Origin of the sequence: Methanoculleus sp. 10, assembly GCF_913757945.1 — an archaeon.
Lineage (GTDB): Archaea > Halobacteriota > Methanomicrobia > Methanomicrobiales > Methanoculleaceae > Methanoculleus.
This window is the reverse complement of record NZ_CAJYDP010000006.1, coordinates 200,918-215,852: the sequence shown is the minus strand read 5'-3', so window position 1 is coordinate 215,852 and position 14,935 is coordinate 200,918. Positions and strand designations below refer to the sequence as shown.

The 14,935-nt window shown below is 63.6% G+C and carries 10 protein-coding genes; 9 read left to right on the top strand and 1 reads right to left on the bottom strand.

The window, feature by feature from the left end:
• Positions 1 to 178: 178 nt before the first annotated feature.
• A complete protein-coding gene (locus QZ408_RS09030) occupies positions 179 to 1,690 on the bottom strand; it encodes a TrkH family potassium uptake protein (protein ID WP_292491036.1) in 1,512 nt (503 codons plus the stop codon).
• A 469-nt stretch (positions 1,691 to 2,159) separates the two neighbouring features.
• Between QZ408_RS09030 and QZ408_RS09025 the strand changes: the two genes are divergently transcribed.
• The 9 genes from QZ408_RS09025 to QZ408_RS08985 all read left to right on the top strand — a co-directional run bounded on the left by QZ408_RS09025 (position 2,160) and on the right by QZ408_RS08985 (position 14,875).
• Entirely contained in the window at positions 2,160 to 4,430 is a 2,271-nt protein-coding gene (locus QZ408_RS09025) for a PAS domain S-box protein (RefSeq protein WP_292491034.1), read from the top strand.
• 921 nt (positions 4,431 to 5,351) lie between these two features.
• Positions 5,352 to 6,026 (top strand): cobalamin-dependent protein, encoded by a 675-nt coding sequence (locus QZ408_RS09020; protein ID WP_292491033.1) that lies wholly within the window; start codon positions 5,352 to 5,354, stop codon positions 6,024 to 6,026.
• Positions 6,027 to 6,034: 8 nt separating this feature from the next.
• Positions 6,035 to 7,072 carry a uroporphyrinogen decarboxylase family protein gene (locus QZ408_RS09015; RefSeq protein WP_292491032.1) on the top strand — a complete coding sequence of 346 codons (1,038 nt, stop codon included), beginning with the start codon at positions 6,035 to 6,037 and terminating at the stop codon, positions 7,070 to 7,072.
• A complete protein-coding gene (locus QZ408_RS09010) occupies positions 7,069 to 8,844 on the top strand; it encodes an ATP-binding protein (RefSeq protein ID WP_292491031.1) in 1,776 nt (591 codons plus the stop codon). Before QZ408_RS09015 ends, QZ408_RS09010 begins: the two co-directional genes overlap by 4 nt.
• Before the next feature lie 308 nt (positions 8,845 to 9,152).
• Positions 9,153 to 9,869, top strand: a complete 717-nt coding sequence (locus QZ408_RS09005; protein WP_292491030.1) for a hypothetical protein — start codon at positions 9,153 to 9,155, stop codon at positions 9,867 to 9,869.
• A 620-nt stretch (positions 9,870 to 10,489) separates the two neighbouring features.
• On the top strand, positions 10,490 to 12,934 hold the full coding sequence (locus tag QZ408_RS09000; RefSeq protein ID WP_292491028.1) for a class I SAM-dependent DNA methyltransferase: 2,445 nt from the start codon (positions 10,490 to 10,492) through the stop codon (positions 12,932 to 12,934).
• Positions 12,931 to 13,365: a DUF1016 N-terminal domain-containing protein gene (locus QZ408_RS08995; protein ID WP_292491027.1), complete on the top strand. Its 435-nt coding sequence runs from the start codon at positions 12,931 to 12,933 to the stop codon at positions 13,363 to 13,365. The genes QZ408_RS09000 and QZ408_RS08995 overlap by 4 nt, the downstream gene beginning before the upstream one ends.
• Complete coding sequence (locus QZ408_RS08990) at positions 13,359 to 13,952, top strand: hypothetical protein (RefSeq protein ID WP_292491025.1); 594 nt, start codon at positions 13,359 to 13,361, stop codon at positions 13,950 to 13,952. The genes QZ408_RS08995 and QZ408_RS08990 overlap by 7 nt, the downstream gene beginning before the upstream one ends.
• Positions 13,949 to 14,875: a hypothetical protein gene (locus QZ408_RS08985; protein WP_292491022.1), complete on the top strand. Its 927-nt coding sequence runs from the start codon at positions 13,949 to 13,951 to the stop codon at positions 14,873 to 14,875. The genes QZ408_RS08990 and QZ408_RS08985 overlap by 4 nt, the downstream gene beginning before the upstream one ends.
• Positions 14,876 to 14,935: the final 60 nt, after the last annotated feature.

The window sequence follows — 14,935 nt, the reverse complement described above, 5'->3', positions numbered from 1 at the left end:
GTTGCCGGGGAGCGCCGTCCGGGTATCTCCCCTTGCGAGGTTGCCAGAGAAGAGCGTACGAGTATCCCCCTGCGGGGAGGGGGCAAGCACCGGATGGGGTCCGGTTATCTGGAGTCGTTGCATCAGCATCGCCCATAAACTGTCAACGTGCACGAAGCCCGTGGCCGCGTGACCGCTCTCACAGCCTCCGTGATGCCCTGGCTACCAGGGCGATGACGGGCACGATCTCCAGCCTCCCGGCCCACATGACGGTGACAAAGAGCCACTTCGCCCCGGTACTCATGCCGGGGTTCACGAACCCGGTGCTGATCCCGACGTTCGAGATGGCCGAGACGACCTCGAAGATGACGTCGGCGGAGTCATACCCCCCCTGCGGCGCAAGGTGGAGCAGGAGGAGGGTGGCGACCGCGACCACCAGGGTGAAGAGCACGGCGACGAGCATGCTCTTTGAGACCTCGTACTCCGGGAGGTGTTCGAGGATCGGCCGGCCCTCGTGCCGGAGCGGGGTGATCGTCCGCCAACCGGCGTGGAGCCTCCGGAACCACCACCCGAGCATCTCGAGGCCGAGGATGATCCTGCCGAGTTTGATGCCGCCGGCCGTGCTCCCTGCCGACCCGCCGATCAGCATCAGCGCGGTAAGGACCATCACGGTTGCGCCGTACCAGTCCCGGGGATTCGCGTTCTGGAACCCGGTGCAGGTTATGCCGCTCACCGTCATGAAGAGCCCCTCCCGGAGGGCCTCGACGGGGGCGAGGGAGGAGATGGTCACGAGGTCGAAGGTGACGGCGGTGCACCCGGCAAGGATGAGCGCAAAGAGGAGGATCGCCTGCGGGTCCCTGAGGAGCCCGAACGTTCTCTTGTAGTAGAGAAGGAAATAGAGTTTGAACGGCAGAGCGCCGGCGATCATGACCGGGACGACGAGCATCTCAAGGAGCGGGCTCTCGTAGTAGAGGATACCGGCCGAATGCACCGCAAACCCGCCGGTCGATATCGCCGTCATGACGATGTTCACGGCGTCCCAGAGGGGTATGCCCGAGAGGAGGACGAGCCCGATACCGAGGGCCGTGAGCACCAGGTAGATCCGCCACATCTCTCCCGCCGTGGCCACGACGCCCGGCATGAACGTCTCCGACCGCCCCTCCGAGCGGTAGAGCTGGAACCGGGTCAGGCCGGACCTGCCCGCGAGGGCGATGGTGAACGCGACGATACCGAGCCCGCCCATCCACTGGGTCAGCGACCGCCAGAACAGGATCATGCGTGGGGTGTCATCGACCGACGGGAGAAGGGAGAACCCCGTGCCCGTCCAGCCCGACATCGCCTCAAAGACGCTGTCCGTATAGGGGATCCCAAGGCCGAGCGTGTACGGGAGCGCGCCTATCAGGGCGGCGGCAAGCCAGATCAGGGCGACCGCAGAGAGTGCAACGGAGAGGTGCGCTTCCCCCTCCGCCTTCGGGACGCCGGCAAGCCAGACCCCGAGGATGCCGAACCCCGCCGGCGCCGAGGCCATCGGGAGGAGGAGATCGAGTTCGCCGTACCAGAAACCGACCAGGAACGGGGTACAGGATACCAGTGCGATGAAGAGGAATATGAGCCCGAGGTCGGGGGCAATGATCGCAAACTGACTGTTTGCTGCCGGCAGTATCTTTTTGCCGGAGAGTGCCTGGAGGAGACGGTTTCTGCGACGGTCCATTATCGCACCCGGTGCGGATCGACAGGAGCACCAGCCGCATCATGGACGTATCCCGCCCGGTATATGTAATTTTTGACGACCTCCACGGCTCCGCACAAAGCGGCGGCAAACCGGCGGAGAACACTACCCGGGGTGCCGGCGAACCGGCAGCCTCCGCCGGAGTTGCGGGCGGTTATTCCGCCCGGGCCGCCCGCACCTGGTGATCCGGGCGATTGCCCCGGGGGCACGATTCCGGTGCCGATTATTTTTATGGATCGGGGCTATATTGTATTGGTTTTACCCGCTGGACAGATGATGGTTCAGTGTCGCACACCCCTGTCATGCCGCTCCCCGTCGACGGACCAACTACCATGGGAGTTCTCCCTCCCTTCCGGGAGCGGGCAGACTCGTCCCGCCCACCTGCCGGGTGAGCGCGGGAGAGAGCGGATCTGTGCGGATGCCGGAACGAGACCGGGAACCGGGAGGATGAATGGATAAATTGCATAACGGATCTCTCGCCGACCTGCTGGAGGTGTTGCTGGACGCAGCCCCCGCCTTCGACCGCCGGTCGCGGGAGAGGCTGAAGACCGGCATAGAGGCGCTGCTCGCCGCGAACCGGGATCTTGCCGGCCGGGCGGCCCGGGTCGAGAAAGAGCGTGATGCGCTCCTTGCCGCAATCGGCAGGCAGGGTGTCGTCTACGATGCCGCCGGGGGCGTGGTCGCGACGGGTCCGGGCGGCGAGGACCGGATCGCGCGGGCGCTCTCGGGGTTGGGGAGTGCGCCCGGGGAAGGATCGCTGCGCTACCCCGGCGGGGGACCGGTTCCCCCCGCGGACCTTCCCGGGCAGAGGGCGCTCAGGGGGGAGGTGCTGGAGTCCTGCCGGTTCGTCGTTCATGACCGCCCGGGCGAGGACCTGCACGTCGCCGTCTCCGCCTCGCCCATCTTCACGGACGGCGCCGTCTCCGGGGCCATCGTCGTCTGGCAGGACGTCACCCGGGAGGAGCGGACCAGACGCCGCATGGAGGAGGCGAATACCCTGCTTGAGGGACTCTTCGAGAACCTTGGCGATATCGTCGGCATTCAACTGCCGGACCACACGATCCTGCGCTACAACCGCGCCGGCTACGAGATGCTCGGTATGACGCCGGAGGAGGTGCACGGGCGGAAGTGCTACGAACTCATCGGGCGGACCGGACCGTGCGCGGTCTGCGCGACGAGCATCGCGGTCGCGAGCGGGAAGCGGGAGGTTATCGAGAAGTGGGTGCCCGAACTCGGGCGGTACCTGGAGTGCCGGTCGAGCCCTATCCTCGGTCCGGAGGGCGAGGTGGAGCTCATCGTCGAGCAGCTCTACGATATCACCGACCGGAAGCGCGCCGAAGAGAACCTCCGTGAGAGCGAGGCGACCGCGCGTGCCCTCCTCGACGCCCCGGCTGACATGATCGCCCTCCTGGATACGACCGGCCGTATCATCGACGTCAACGAGGCTATGGCCCGGCAGTTCTCGCGGAGCCGGGAGGACCTCGTCGGCGTGAGCGTCTTCGGGGTATTTTCCGCGGGTGCGGCGGAGGTGTACGCAGCCCGCCTGCACGAGGTTGCCGGTCTGGGCAGGCCCGTGCGGGTCGAAGAGACATGGAAGGGGCGGTGGTACGACACCGTTCTCTACCCGGTCCGGGACGCACACGGCGCCGTCACCCGGATCGCGGTCATCGACCGGGATATCACCGATATGAAACGGGTGGAGGACACCCTGCGCGAGCGGACGCACGACCTGAACGAGCGGGTGAAAGAACTCTCGATCCTGTACGCGATATCCCGCATCGCCGAGCAGCCAGGGAACCCGCTTGAGAGGATCTTTTGCGAGGTTGTCCGGATGCTTCCTTCCGGCTGGCAGTACCCGGGGGACACGGTCGCCAGAATCACCGTCGAGGGGCGTACGTTTGAGACGGAGGGGTTCCGGGAGACCTCCTGGCGGCAGGCGTCGCCGGTCGTCGTCAACGGGGAGACGGTCGGGACGGTGGAGGTCTGCTACCTCCGCGAGAGGCCGGAGAGGGACGAAGGGCCGTTCCTCCGGGAGGAGCGGTCGCTGATCGATACTGTCGCAAGACGCCTTGGAAGGACGATCGAACGCTTCCAGGCGCAAGAGTCCCTCCGGATGAGCGAGACGAAGTTCCGCGAGATCGCCCAGCAGAGTTTCGATATGATCTACACCTGCTACAACGACGGGGGGATCACCTACATCTCCCCGGCGGTGATGCGGATCCTCGGCTATACCCCCGCCGAACTCATCGGCGGGCGGTGCCGCGATTTCGTCGTCCCTTCGTCGCTCCCCGCATGGAAGGTGGGCCGAAGGAAGATAGCCGCGGGCGAGCCGGTCGAGGGGCTCGAGATCGAGTTCCGCCGAAAAGACGGGTCTACGGCCTTCCTCGAACTGAACGAGTCCCCGATCATCCAGGAACGGACGGTGGTCGGGGTCCACGTGGTCGGCAGGGACATCACCGAGCGTAAACAGAACGAGCTCCTCCGGCAGCAGGCGTTCGGACAGATCGAACGCAACATCGAGCAGTTCGCGGTCCTCGGCGACCACATCCGCCAGCCGCTCCAGGTGATCCTCGGCATGGCCGACCTCCTCGAGGATGGGACGGCCGTGGCGACGATCCAGCGACAGGTCGAACGGATCAACGGCTACATCAGGGAGCTCGACCAGGGCTGGGTCGAGTCGAGGGAGGTCCGGGAGTTCCTCCGGAAGCACGAACTGGCGTAGTGCATCGATTCTCAATTACGGCACTCTCAACGGAGGAGATCGTCGGTCGTGTTTCGCACGGTCCAGGAGTTTGCATCCCCGGGGGCGGCGTTTCCCGGGTATCCCCATCCCCGTTCCCCACTCCGGTCCCTCCCCGATGGCGATGTCCCCACAATCCACTCCCTGGAGGGATCCTGGAGAGCCAGATACGGGCCCGCTCTCCCCTCCTCCCGGGAAACCGGCTCCGCTGCCGCTCCCGGGCACGGCTTCCCACCGGGTATCGCAAACACTGCCCCTGCCCCGGGAGGGGCGGGGAGGAGGCCGAAGGCCGGGCGGTGGGGGTGCCGGAGAGGAACTTTTGGGTGACATTTTGTCCGGGGAGGGGACGAGCCTCCCCGGCCCCCCCTCCCCATGGCGATAGCCACCACGGTCCAGTGCATGGGAGATCCGGGAAGATCCCGCCCCGGGTCGGCTCTCCCACGCCCCTCCGGGAAACCGGCGCGAGGACCGCTCCCGGGCACGGCTCACCCCGGATATACGCCCGGGCACTGCCCCCGCCCCGGTAGGGGCTGGGGGACGGAGAGGAGCGCTATGGGCGGGATGGGACGAAGGCCAGATACGGTCTGTTCGTTTGGAATCGATGCAGTAATGCACCGGGCCACCCCCATCGTCCGGCAGGGCGGCGCGTGCCCGGGTCCGGAATCCACCGGCCGGAGCGCCAGGGGGCTCCCGTTCTTCCCGGGCGCCGTTTCGGGTGTCCCTCACGCAGAGTCGATCGGTACGGCTCTTCTGGAGCGTGCGGGTGCTGTGGGCATACACCGGGGCGGTCAGGGCCCCGTCGTTAACCTCCGGGCCTGTAATCGCCGGAAATCAGGATACGTCCTGCCGGGTCGGCGGTTTCAGGCCGATTGATTTATCCGCCGGGCAGGAAACCAGTACTCCATGAGATCGGACTTCCCGGCTCTCCCGGACGGGGGTGCATCCCTCCCTTCTCCTGCCGGCGATCTGAAAGAGGCGCTGCTTGCTGTCGACCCGGTGCGGGCGGGCCGGATCCTCGGGGACGCGTGCGCCGCGAGTTCCCCTGTCTCCTGCATCGAGGCGCTGGTCGTCCCTGTCCTTGAGGAGATCGGGAGAGGCTGGGAGGAGGGGCAGGTTGCCCTCTCGCAGGTCTACATGAGCGGACGGATCTGTGAGGAGATCGTCAACACAATGCTCCCGCCGGGCAGCCCCGGGCGTATCTCTCAACCGAAGATGGCGATAGCGGTCCTCGAGGACCACCATACCCTGGGGAAGCGGATCCTCCTTGCGGTGCTCCGGTCGGGCGGCTACGAGGTGACCGATTACGGTTCGGGAGTGACGGTCGACGGGCTCGTGGAGAGGGTGATCCGGGACGGGATCGAGATCCTGCTCATATCCACGCTCATGCTTCCTGCAGCCCTCAGGGCGAAGGAGGCGATCGCCCGCATCAAAGAGGCGCTGCCGGAGACCCGGGTGATCGTCGGGGGGGCGCCGTTCCGGTTCGACCCGCACCTCTGGAGGGAGGCCGGGGCCGATGCCGTGGGCCATTCGGCGTCGGATACCCTTGCGACCGTCCGGGCGATGGCGGGGGGCTTATGACCGGAGGGATGACCCCGGCGGAGAGGGCGGCCGTGACGATGGGGTTCGAGGAGCCCGACCGCGTCCCGCTCTTCCTGCTCTTCACCATCTACGGGGCGAAAGAACTCGGGCTCTCCATCCGGGAGTATTTCTCGAAACCGGAGTACGTCGCCGCGGGCCAGATGCGTCTCTACAGAAAGTTCGGGGGTGACTGTCTCAACCCCTTCTGCTACGCGGCGTCCGAGGTCGAGGCGTGGGGAGGAGAGGTGATCTTCTCCGACAACAGCCCGCCCAACGCCGGCCGGCCGCCTATCCGGGAGCCCGGGGAGATCGAGTCCATCGAGGTGCCGCTCGTCGAGGAGAGCCCGAGCCTTCTCTTCGGGCTCCGGACGATCGAACTGCTGAAGCGGGAGGTCGGCGATGACGTGCCCATCATGGGCTCGGTGATCTCCCCGTTCTCCCTCCCGATCCTCCAGATGGGGTTTGCCGCATACATCGAACTCCTCTACAGCGAACCCGATCTCTTCCGGACGCTGATGAAGAAGAACGAGGAGTTCTGCGTCCGGTGGGCGAACGCCCAGCTCGAGGCCGGGGCAACCGCCATCGGCTACGCCGATCCTCTCGCCTCGCCGGACATGACGCCCCGGGACCTCTACCGCCGGACGGGGTTTGTCGTTGCAAAACGCACCATATCCCGGATCGGGGGCGCTGTTGCGACCAGCCTCGCCTCCGCGAGGGCTCTCCCCGTCATCGATGACGTGGCCGCGACCGGCAGCGTCGGCATCGGCGTCAGCACGTTCGACGATCTCGCCGCCGTAAAACGGCAGTGCGCGGGCAGGCTCACCATACTCGGGAACCTCAACGCTATCGAGATGTGCCGGTGGACGCCTGCACAGGCGGAGGCGGAGGTGAAGAAGGCGATCGCCGCCGCCGGGCCGGGCGGCGGGTTCGTCCTCTCGGACAACCACGGCGAGATCCCCTGGCAGGTGCCCGAGAGCGTCCTCCTGGCGATCTCGGCCGCCGTGCGGAAGTGGGGCAGATATCCACTTGACCGGGTATCGGTATGACGAAAAAGTTCGGGATCCTCTGCTGTGAGAGCCTGGTCCGGGAACTGGCGGCGGTGGTTGCCGCCGGGGAGTTTCGGGGCGTTCTCACGAGGACATTTTGTATCGGCTGCGGCGGGAAGCGGGTAGGGTGGGGCGACGGGCTCGAGGCTCCGTTCATCGAGATTCGGGAGACCTGTGACCGGATCTGCATCCTCCGGTGCGGGGAGGGAGTCAACCCCCCCGCCCTGCCGGGACCCGGTCCCGTCGTGGTAGCTCCCGATCTCATGCGGGGCATCCTCATCCCTGAGCCCCTCTTTGATGCCCATGTCCGGGAGGGAGCGCTCATGGTCGTCCCGGGCATCCTCTCGCGGTGGAAGGAGCACGTTGCAGCCCTCGGATTTAGCGGGGGAGTGCCGGAAGGGTTCTTTTTCGAGTCGGTCAAAAAGATCGTGCTCATCGATACGGGCGTTGACCCGGAGAGTCCCCGGCTCCTTGCAGAGATCGGCGAAGAGCTCCGGATCCCCACGGAGCGGATTCCCGTCGGCATTGAGCCGCTCCGGCGGTATATCGGCCTCCAGTATCTCCAGTGGCGCCTGGACAGCGAGAAAAAGAATTCCCGGGACTCCATCGCTTCGGCGAACCGGAGGGCCGCCGATTACGCGATGACCATCGATATCCTCGGCAGGATCGCGGCGCTCCAGAGCGAGGAGACGGTGGTGGAGGAGATGCTCGACCTCTTTACCGTCCTCTTTGGTCCTGCCCGGATCGGGTTTGCGCCGATCGTCGAGGGGAAGACGGGCAGGGCCGTCAGCCGCCCGCCCGGCTACTACGATCTCCCGGAGCACGGGGGAAGGTTTTTTGCGGAGGAGGGCCGGTCTGCCGGACGGCACGGCGAGGACGGGTTCTCAATAGAGGTCAGGCACGAAGACTCCTGTCTCGGGGTTCTCCTGCTTGAGGGAATCGCCCTGCCGGAGCGGATCGACGATTACCTCGATATCAGCCGGTTCGTGGCGGAGGTCTGCGGGCTCGCCATCGATAACGCCCGGACGTACCGGAGGCTCCAGGAGGTCGTGGAGGAGCGCGACAGAGAGATCGGGGAACGGATGCGGGCGGAGAAGGCGCTCCGTGAGGCAAACAGGAAACTCAACACCCTCTCGTCCATCACCCGGCATGATATCTTAAACCAGCTCGCGGCGCTGCTCGGGTACCTCGAGATAACGCAGATGGACCTCGCGGCGGGACGCCTGCCCGCGGACCCGACCCTTGTCCGGTATGTCGCAAATGAGCTGCAGGCCGCACGAACGATCCAGCGGCAGGTCGAGTTCACCCGGTTCTACCAGGACATCGGCGTGAAGGAAGCGGAGTGGCACGATGTGGAGACCCTGATCCGGCAGGCGGCCGAAGAACTCCCGCTCTCGGGGGTCAGGGTGGACGTCGGGGTCGCGGGGCTCCGGGTGTATGCCGATCCCCTGATCGGGAAGGTCTTTTACAACCTCATGGAGAACTCGGTCCGGCACGGGGGGAGTATATCCCGGTTGTCCTTCTCCTCTACCGGGGCTCCGGGCGGCCTCGTGCTCGTCTACACCGATGACGGCGGGGGTATCCCGGCCGCGGAGAAGGAGAAGATCTTCCGGAAGGGGTTTGGGAAGAACACCGGGCTTGGGCTGTTTCTCACCCGGGAGATCCTCGCGATCACCGGCATCACCATCCGTGAGACCGGCGTTGAGGGAGAGGGCGCCCGGTTCGAGATCTTCGTCCCGGAGGGGGAGTACCGGTTCTCCGTGAAAGGCTGAAGGGGGAAGCGCTGCGGGTGACCGTTTCGGGGGTTGAGCGTTTCCGCTCGGCCGATCCTACCCGGATCAGGGGGTGCGATGAACGCCGCCATATTTGCGCTCCCGGGTAGTCGCCGGAAATTCTCGTCGTTTTTCTGCATTCCTGCCGGGACCGCGTGTATAGGCTCGCCGCTCCGGGTCGAACCGGGGAGAGGGTGCTGGTGCCGCCGCGAACCGCCGGAACCCCGCGACGTTCTTTGACCCGGTCGGGTGCCACGCGATTCCTGCAGCGTGAGGGGGAGGGGCCGGGCGGCGGGCAGGAGTCGAAGATGGCCCGGAACGAGGCGGCGGCGCTCGCCACCATCGCCCGGATGGGCTGGGAGACGTTCACGGTCCGGATGCTGCGGCAGGCGACCGGGCTGTCGTACCACCAGACGCGGCGGGTCCTGCAGGGCTACACCGCGAGGGGCACGACCTACTGCGGGCTCCTCGAGAAGTGTCCGGCGCTCGGCGTGGTGGATGCGACGGTGCTTGACAGCTCCACCGGGACGACGGTCCGGTGGCACGAGCTCCACTTCCCGTTCGACGCCTGGCGCTCCCGGGAGTGGGTGGCAGGGCTCGCGGTCTGGCTGGAGGACGAGGGGGGCGATGACCCTTCCCCGGAGGGAGGTTGCAATGGCGGTTGCAACCCTGTTTGCAACTCCGGGTACAACCAGGGTGCAACCGGCGTCCGGCCCCTCCCCGGCGTCCTCGACCACCGGATGTTCGAACGGGTGAAGGTCGAGCCCGGCCGGTGCGATATCTGCGACAACGGGAGGACGGTGATCGGTCGCGGGAGACGCAGGCGAACCTCTGTGAGGGGTGCTACTCGCGGCCGGTCCAGGAGTGGAACGGTCGGGCGGGGGTGCGATGAGGGGGCAGGGTCCGGCTCACCCTGTGCCGTTGTGCTCAGTCGTACAGGCCGATTGCCAGGTAGTCGTCGTCCGAGAGTTCGTCCCAGAGGTCGAGCACGACCGAGCCGTCGTCCAGGAGGTCGCCGGGGATGATGTCGTCGGAATCGACTTCCCTGACTTCTTCAACTCCTTCGGGGGTTCTCACAAGCACCTTCATTGTGTCATCTCCGTTCTGTAGCCCATGATGCGGCAGGGTTGGGGTTGTTTATGCCCGGGCGCGGGGCTGCCAGGGTCCGTATGCAACAGTGGGAGGTGCTCCCCGGCGGGGTAAAAGCCTTGTTGGTGTGGGGTGGGGGTAAGCAGCCATAGGCGTCTAATCGTCCCCTGCCGGCGGAACCGAGACGCAGCCGGCGGTTAGGAGGAATCCGATAATTGAGAGAACCACCGGGTGTCCGGTGACGGCGCGTATCTCCATACAGGGTTGTTGTGAATTTCTATCACAAGAACCCGGCGAATCTACCGCACGCTATTATACCCCCGTTCGGATCGCCTCAAACAGAATTGGCCCCCACTCGCGATCCAGGGCGGTATCAGACCAGGCGAATCCACCGGCACCGCCACCCGGCGCAAAAACATTAACATTCATGCAGTTCGAATTGAATCTAACTCTGGTTGTGGCAAAATTTAATAGATCCGTATAACCTGAAGTCAGATCATCCTTAATCCGCGGGAAAATAACCGGGCGGGAACCGAAGACATAAGGAGGAGGAGATATGGCAATCAAAAAATCCGATCTCTACAGCTCGCTCTGGAGCAGTTGCGACGAGCTCCGCGGAGGCATGGACGCCTCGCAGTACAAGGACTATATTCTCACGCTGCTGTTCGTGAAATACATCTCCGATAGGTACGCGGGGAAGGAGGATATGATCATCGAGGTGCCCGAAGGGGGAAGCTTCGACGATATGGTGAGGCTGAAGGGCGACAAGGAGATCGGAGACAAGATCAACAAGATCATCGGCAAGCTCGCAGAGGCGAACGGCCTTAAGGGGGTCATCGACCAGGCCGATTTCAACGATGAGGCGAAGCTTGGGAGCGGGAAGGAGATGCAGGACCGCCTCTCCAGACTGGTGGCGATCTTTGAAGGTCTGGACCTTCGGGCAAACCGCGCCGAAGGCGACGATCTGCTCGGTGATGCCTACGAGTACCTGATGCGGCATTTCGCCACCGAATCGGGTAAGAGCAAAGGGCAGTTCTACACCCCTGCCGAGGTCTCCCGGGTCATTGCCAGGGTGGTCGGTATCGATCCTGATACGCGCCAGGATCAGACACTCTACGACCCTGCCAGCGGATCGGGGTCCCTCCTCCTCAAGGCGAGCGACGAAGCCCCGCGGGGGATCACGATCTACGGCCAGGAGATAGATAACGCCACCTGGGCACTGTCGCGGATGAATATGATCCTCCACGGTCACCCGGGCGCGGAGATCTGGCGCGGCAATACACTTGCCGACCCGCACTTCAAGAACCCCGACGGGAGCCTGAAGAAGTTCGACTTCGCGGTCGCGAATCCTCCCTTCTCCTCCAAGGCATGGACGAACGGCCTCGACCCGGCAAACGACGAGTTTAAACGCTTTGAGTACGGCGTCCCGCCGGAGAAGAACGGCGATTATGCGTTTCTCCTCCACCTGATCACGTCGCTCAAGAGCACCGGAAAGGGTGCGATCATCCTCCCGCACGGGGTGCTCTTCCGCGGCAATAAAGAGGCCGATATCCGCCGCAATCTCATCAGGCACGGACTGATCAAGGGGATCATCGGCCTGCCCCCGAACCTCTTTTACGGGACGGGTATCCCGGCCTGTATCATCGTCATCGATAAAGAGAACGCCTCTGCCCGGACCGGGATCTTCATGATCGACGCTTCGCGTGGGTTTGAGAAGGACGGAAACAAGAACCGGCTCCGCTCGCAGGATATCCGGAAGATCGTGGATGTCTTCAACAACCAGATCGAGGTGCCCCGCTACTCCCGCATGGTTCCGGTCTCGGAGATTGCGAGCGGTGCGAACGACTACAACCTGAACATCCCGCGCTATATCGACTCAAGCGAGCCTGAGGACCTCCACGACCTCGACGCCCACCTCAACGGCGGCATCCCTGTGCGGGACGTTGATGCCCTGCAGCCCTACTGGTCGGTCTTCCCGACGCTACGGGATGCGTTGTTCAGGTCGAACGGCCGCCCCGGGTACCTGGAGCCGAGGGTCGAGCCGGCGCAGGTGAAGGCCACCATCCTCGCCCACCCGGAGTTTGTGGCCTACTCCGGCCGCGTCGCCGCCGTCTTTGATGGGTGGCGGGCGGCGCACGAGCCACGCCTCAAAGGTCTCGACACCGGCGACAAGCCCAGGGAGATCATCCGTGCGCTCTCGGAGGACCTGCTCGCGCGGTTTGCCGACCTGCCGCTGCTGGACAAGTATGATGCGTACCAGTGCCTGATGGACTACTGGGCCGGGGTGATGCAGGACGATGTCGATCTCGTCGCCGCGGAGGGGTGGGTCGAGGGGGCAAAGCCCCGCGGGATCATCGAGGACAAGGCGAAGAAGATCAAGGAGACACCGGACCTGACCATCGGCCGCCGGAAGTATAAGATGGACCTGATCCCGCCGGGTCTCATTATTAACCGGTACTTCGCCGCCGGGCAGGTGGCCATCGACGATCTCGCGGCCCGGCAGGAGACCGCCACCCGCGAGCTTGAGGAGTTCATCGAGGAGCATACCGGGGAGGAGGGGCTGCTTGAGGACGCGATGAACGAGAAGGGCAACGTCACCAGAGCGGCGGTGAACGCCCGGTCGAAGGAGATCGGGAGGAACCCGGAGTTTGCCGAGGAACGCGATGCCCTCATGCAGGTCATGGCGCTGATCGAGGCAGAGTCCAGGGCAGGCAAAGCAGTGAAGGACGCACAGGCCGCTTTCGATGAGCGGGTGCTGGCCCGGTACGCGACCCTCACCGGGGACGAGATCAGGACGCTGGTGGTGGAGGATAAGTGGTTCGCCTCAATCCGGGCCGCCATCGAGGGCGAGGTGCAGCGGCTGACGCAGCGGCTTGCCGGGCGGGTGAAGGAACTCGACGAGCGGTATGCCCGCCCGCTGCCGGAGCTGGAGCGGGAGGTGGAGGTGTTTGGTGAGAGGGTCGAGGAGCACCTGAGGAAGATGGGGCTGGTGTGGGGATGAGAGGCGGAGCGGACGTTGCCCCGGACGATTTTGCCGCCCTGCTCGTCGACGTGAAGGAGCGGATCCTCGCGGCACGGACCAGGGCGGTCCTGGCGGTCAATGCCGAGCTCGTCCGGCTCTACTGGGAGGTTGGCCGGATCATTCACGAGCGGCAGAGAGCCGAAGGATGGGGGGCTGCGGTCATCCCGCGCCTTTCTTCGGCGCTGAAGAACGAACTGCCGGAGATAAAGGGCTTTTCGGAGCGGAACATCAAGCGGATGCTCGCCTTCTTCCGCGAGTATCCGGAGCTGGGCGGGGGTGGAATTGTGCCACCGCCTGTGGCACAAATGACGGGGAGGTCGGCTGCACCGGAAGCGACGGCACACGTTCCGCAAGAGGTGTTCTGGACGAAGGTCGAGGAGCACCAAAAGAGGATGGGGCTGAAATGGTGAACAGAATGAATAGAGATGCTATACCACGGTGGAATGTCGATGGGGTTCTACCGCCATTCGATGTAGATAACCCGGTCTCGGCCGATCGTTCGCCGTACTCCGTTTTTCTCACCGATTGTATCCTCCACTTTGGGACCACAAGATCGCGCCGGGCTATCCTGGATGGATTCATGGCGTTTCGCTCTGCTCTGCACGCTGTGGGTCTTGTCGATGGCTTCCAATGGATCGACGGCAGTTTCCTCGAAAACATTGAAGAGACCGAAGAGCGAGATCCCCATGATATCGATCTCGTCACGTTTTACTATCTTCCTGATGGGGTCAACGAGGAGGATCTTGTCTCTCAAGCGCCGCACCTCTTCGATCCCAGAAGAACAAAAGATGACTTCCATGTCGATGCATACTTCGTGCGTCTAAATACCGAGTATCCCGAGTTACTGGTCAGTCAGGCTGCTTACTGGTATAGCGTCTGGTCTCACAGGCGCAACGGACTTTGGAAAGGTTTTTTGCAGATTGATCTATCTAGTAATGATGATCAGGTAGCCACAACGAATCTTAGAGAAATGATACACGAGGGAGGCCCATTATGATGACTCAGGAATACCGCCAGATACGTTCGGAGCTCGCCACCCTTGAGAAGATGCTCACGCAGTTGCCGAAATCGAGTGTCATTGAACGGATGAGCCTTGAGGCCAGGAAGGAAGCATTAGAGGATGCGCTCGCCTCGCAAGAGACGGGTGTTCACAAACCTTTTCGGATCAATCTTACGTTCCGTGGAAAGCCCATCGTCGGCAATCATGGCGTTTTTGCCGACTTTGGAGGCACCGCCGTCAGGGAATTTGCTGACGCCGTTGCCGCTATTGGAGCAAGTCAGAGTGAACCGCTGGGATCGCGTGGGGTTATTCCAAAGCGTGAAGAGTATCAGATGCTGATCACCGGAACGGCAACGGGGTCGTTCGGGTTCGTCCTGGAAGAAACATCCCGTTGTTACACCCTCACTCAAGATAAATCTCTTCTCGAATTAGCGGTAGATAAAACAATGGCGATCCTCAAGGCATCGGTTGGGACCGACGAAGAACTAAGTGAGGCGGTATCCGAAGCCGATCCGCGGGCGCTGAAAGCACTTCGTGATTTTCTCAACACCCTCTCAAGCCAGGAAGCCGTGTGTGCTTTGGAGTCCAGGGGTGAGACGTTCAGATTCTCCGATGTGGGCCAGGTCGCTTGTAGTGCAAGCCGCCTCAGCGAGGACAATATTCGCGAGGAGGATATGGAACTGAGAGGGCAATTTCTCGGGGTCCTCCCGAACAGGCGGACGTTTGAGTTCCATATCACAGATTCAGCCGAGATCATCACAGGTAAAGTTGGTGCCGCAATTGAGGATGCGGGCTCCATCAACGGCCATCTCAATCAACCTGTTACAATCAAGGTTCATACGAAGAGGGTGGGTGTAAATAACCCTCCCAAATACGTTCTCTTTAGCTACGAGGCTGAAGGCGGCAGAGAGGATGCCTGATATGGTCTCTGCTTTCCCCATACGTAGAACAATTGAGCATGGGCAGGAGCTCACGACGTG

Excerpts from the sequence above, each read along its gene's own strand:
- QZ408_RS09030 (WP_292491036.1), bottom strand. The coding sequence starts at position 1,690 with ATGGACCGTCGCAGAAACCGTCTCCTCCAGGCACTCTCCGGCAAAAAG.
- QZ408_RS09025 (WP_292491034.1), top strand. The coding sequence starts at position 2,160 with ATGGATAAATTGCATAACGGATCTCTCGCCGACCTGCTGGAGGTGTTG.
- QZ408_RS09020 (WP_292491033.1), top strand. The coding sequence starts at position 5,352 with ATGAGATCGGACTTCCCGGCTCTCCCGGACGGGGGTGCATCCCTCCCT.
- QZ408_RS09015 (WP_292491032.1), top strand. The coding sequence starts at position 6,035 with ATGACCCCGGCGGAGAGGGCGGCCGTGACGATGGGGTTCGAGGAGCCC.
- QZ408_RS09010 (WP_292491031.1), top strand. The coding sequence starts at position 7,069 with ATGACGAAAAAGTTCGGGATCCTCTGCTGTGAGAGCCTGGTCCGGGAA.
- QZ408_RS09005 (WP_292491030.1), top strand. The coding sequence starts at position 9,153 with ATGGCCCGGAACGAGGCGGCGGCGCTCGCCACCATCGCCCGGATGGGC.
- QZ408_RS09000 (WP_292491028.1), top strand. The coding sequence starts at position 10,490 with ATGGCAATCAAAAAATCCGATCTCTACAGCTCGCTCTGGAGCAGTTGC.
- QZ408_RS08995 (WP_292491027.1), top strand. The coding sequence starts at position 12,931 with ATGAGAGGCGGAGCGGACGTTGCCCCGGACGATTTTGCCGCCCTGCTC.
- QZ408_RS08990 (WP_292491025.1), top strand. The coding sequence starts at position 13,359 with ATGGTGAACAGAATGAATAGAGATGCTATACCACGGTGGAATGTCGAT.
- QZ408_RS08985 (WP_292491022.1), top strand. The coding sequence starts at position 13,949 with ATGATGACTCAGGAATACCGCCAGATACGTTCGGAGCTCGCCACCCTT.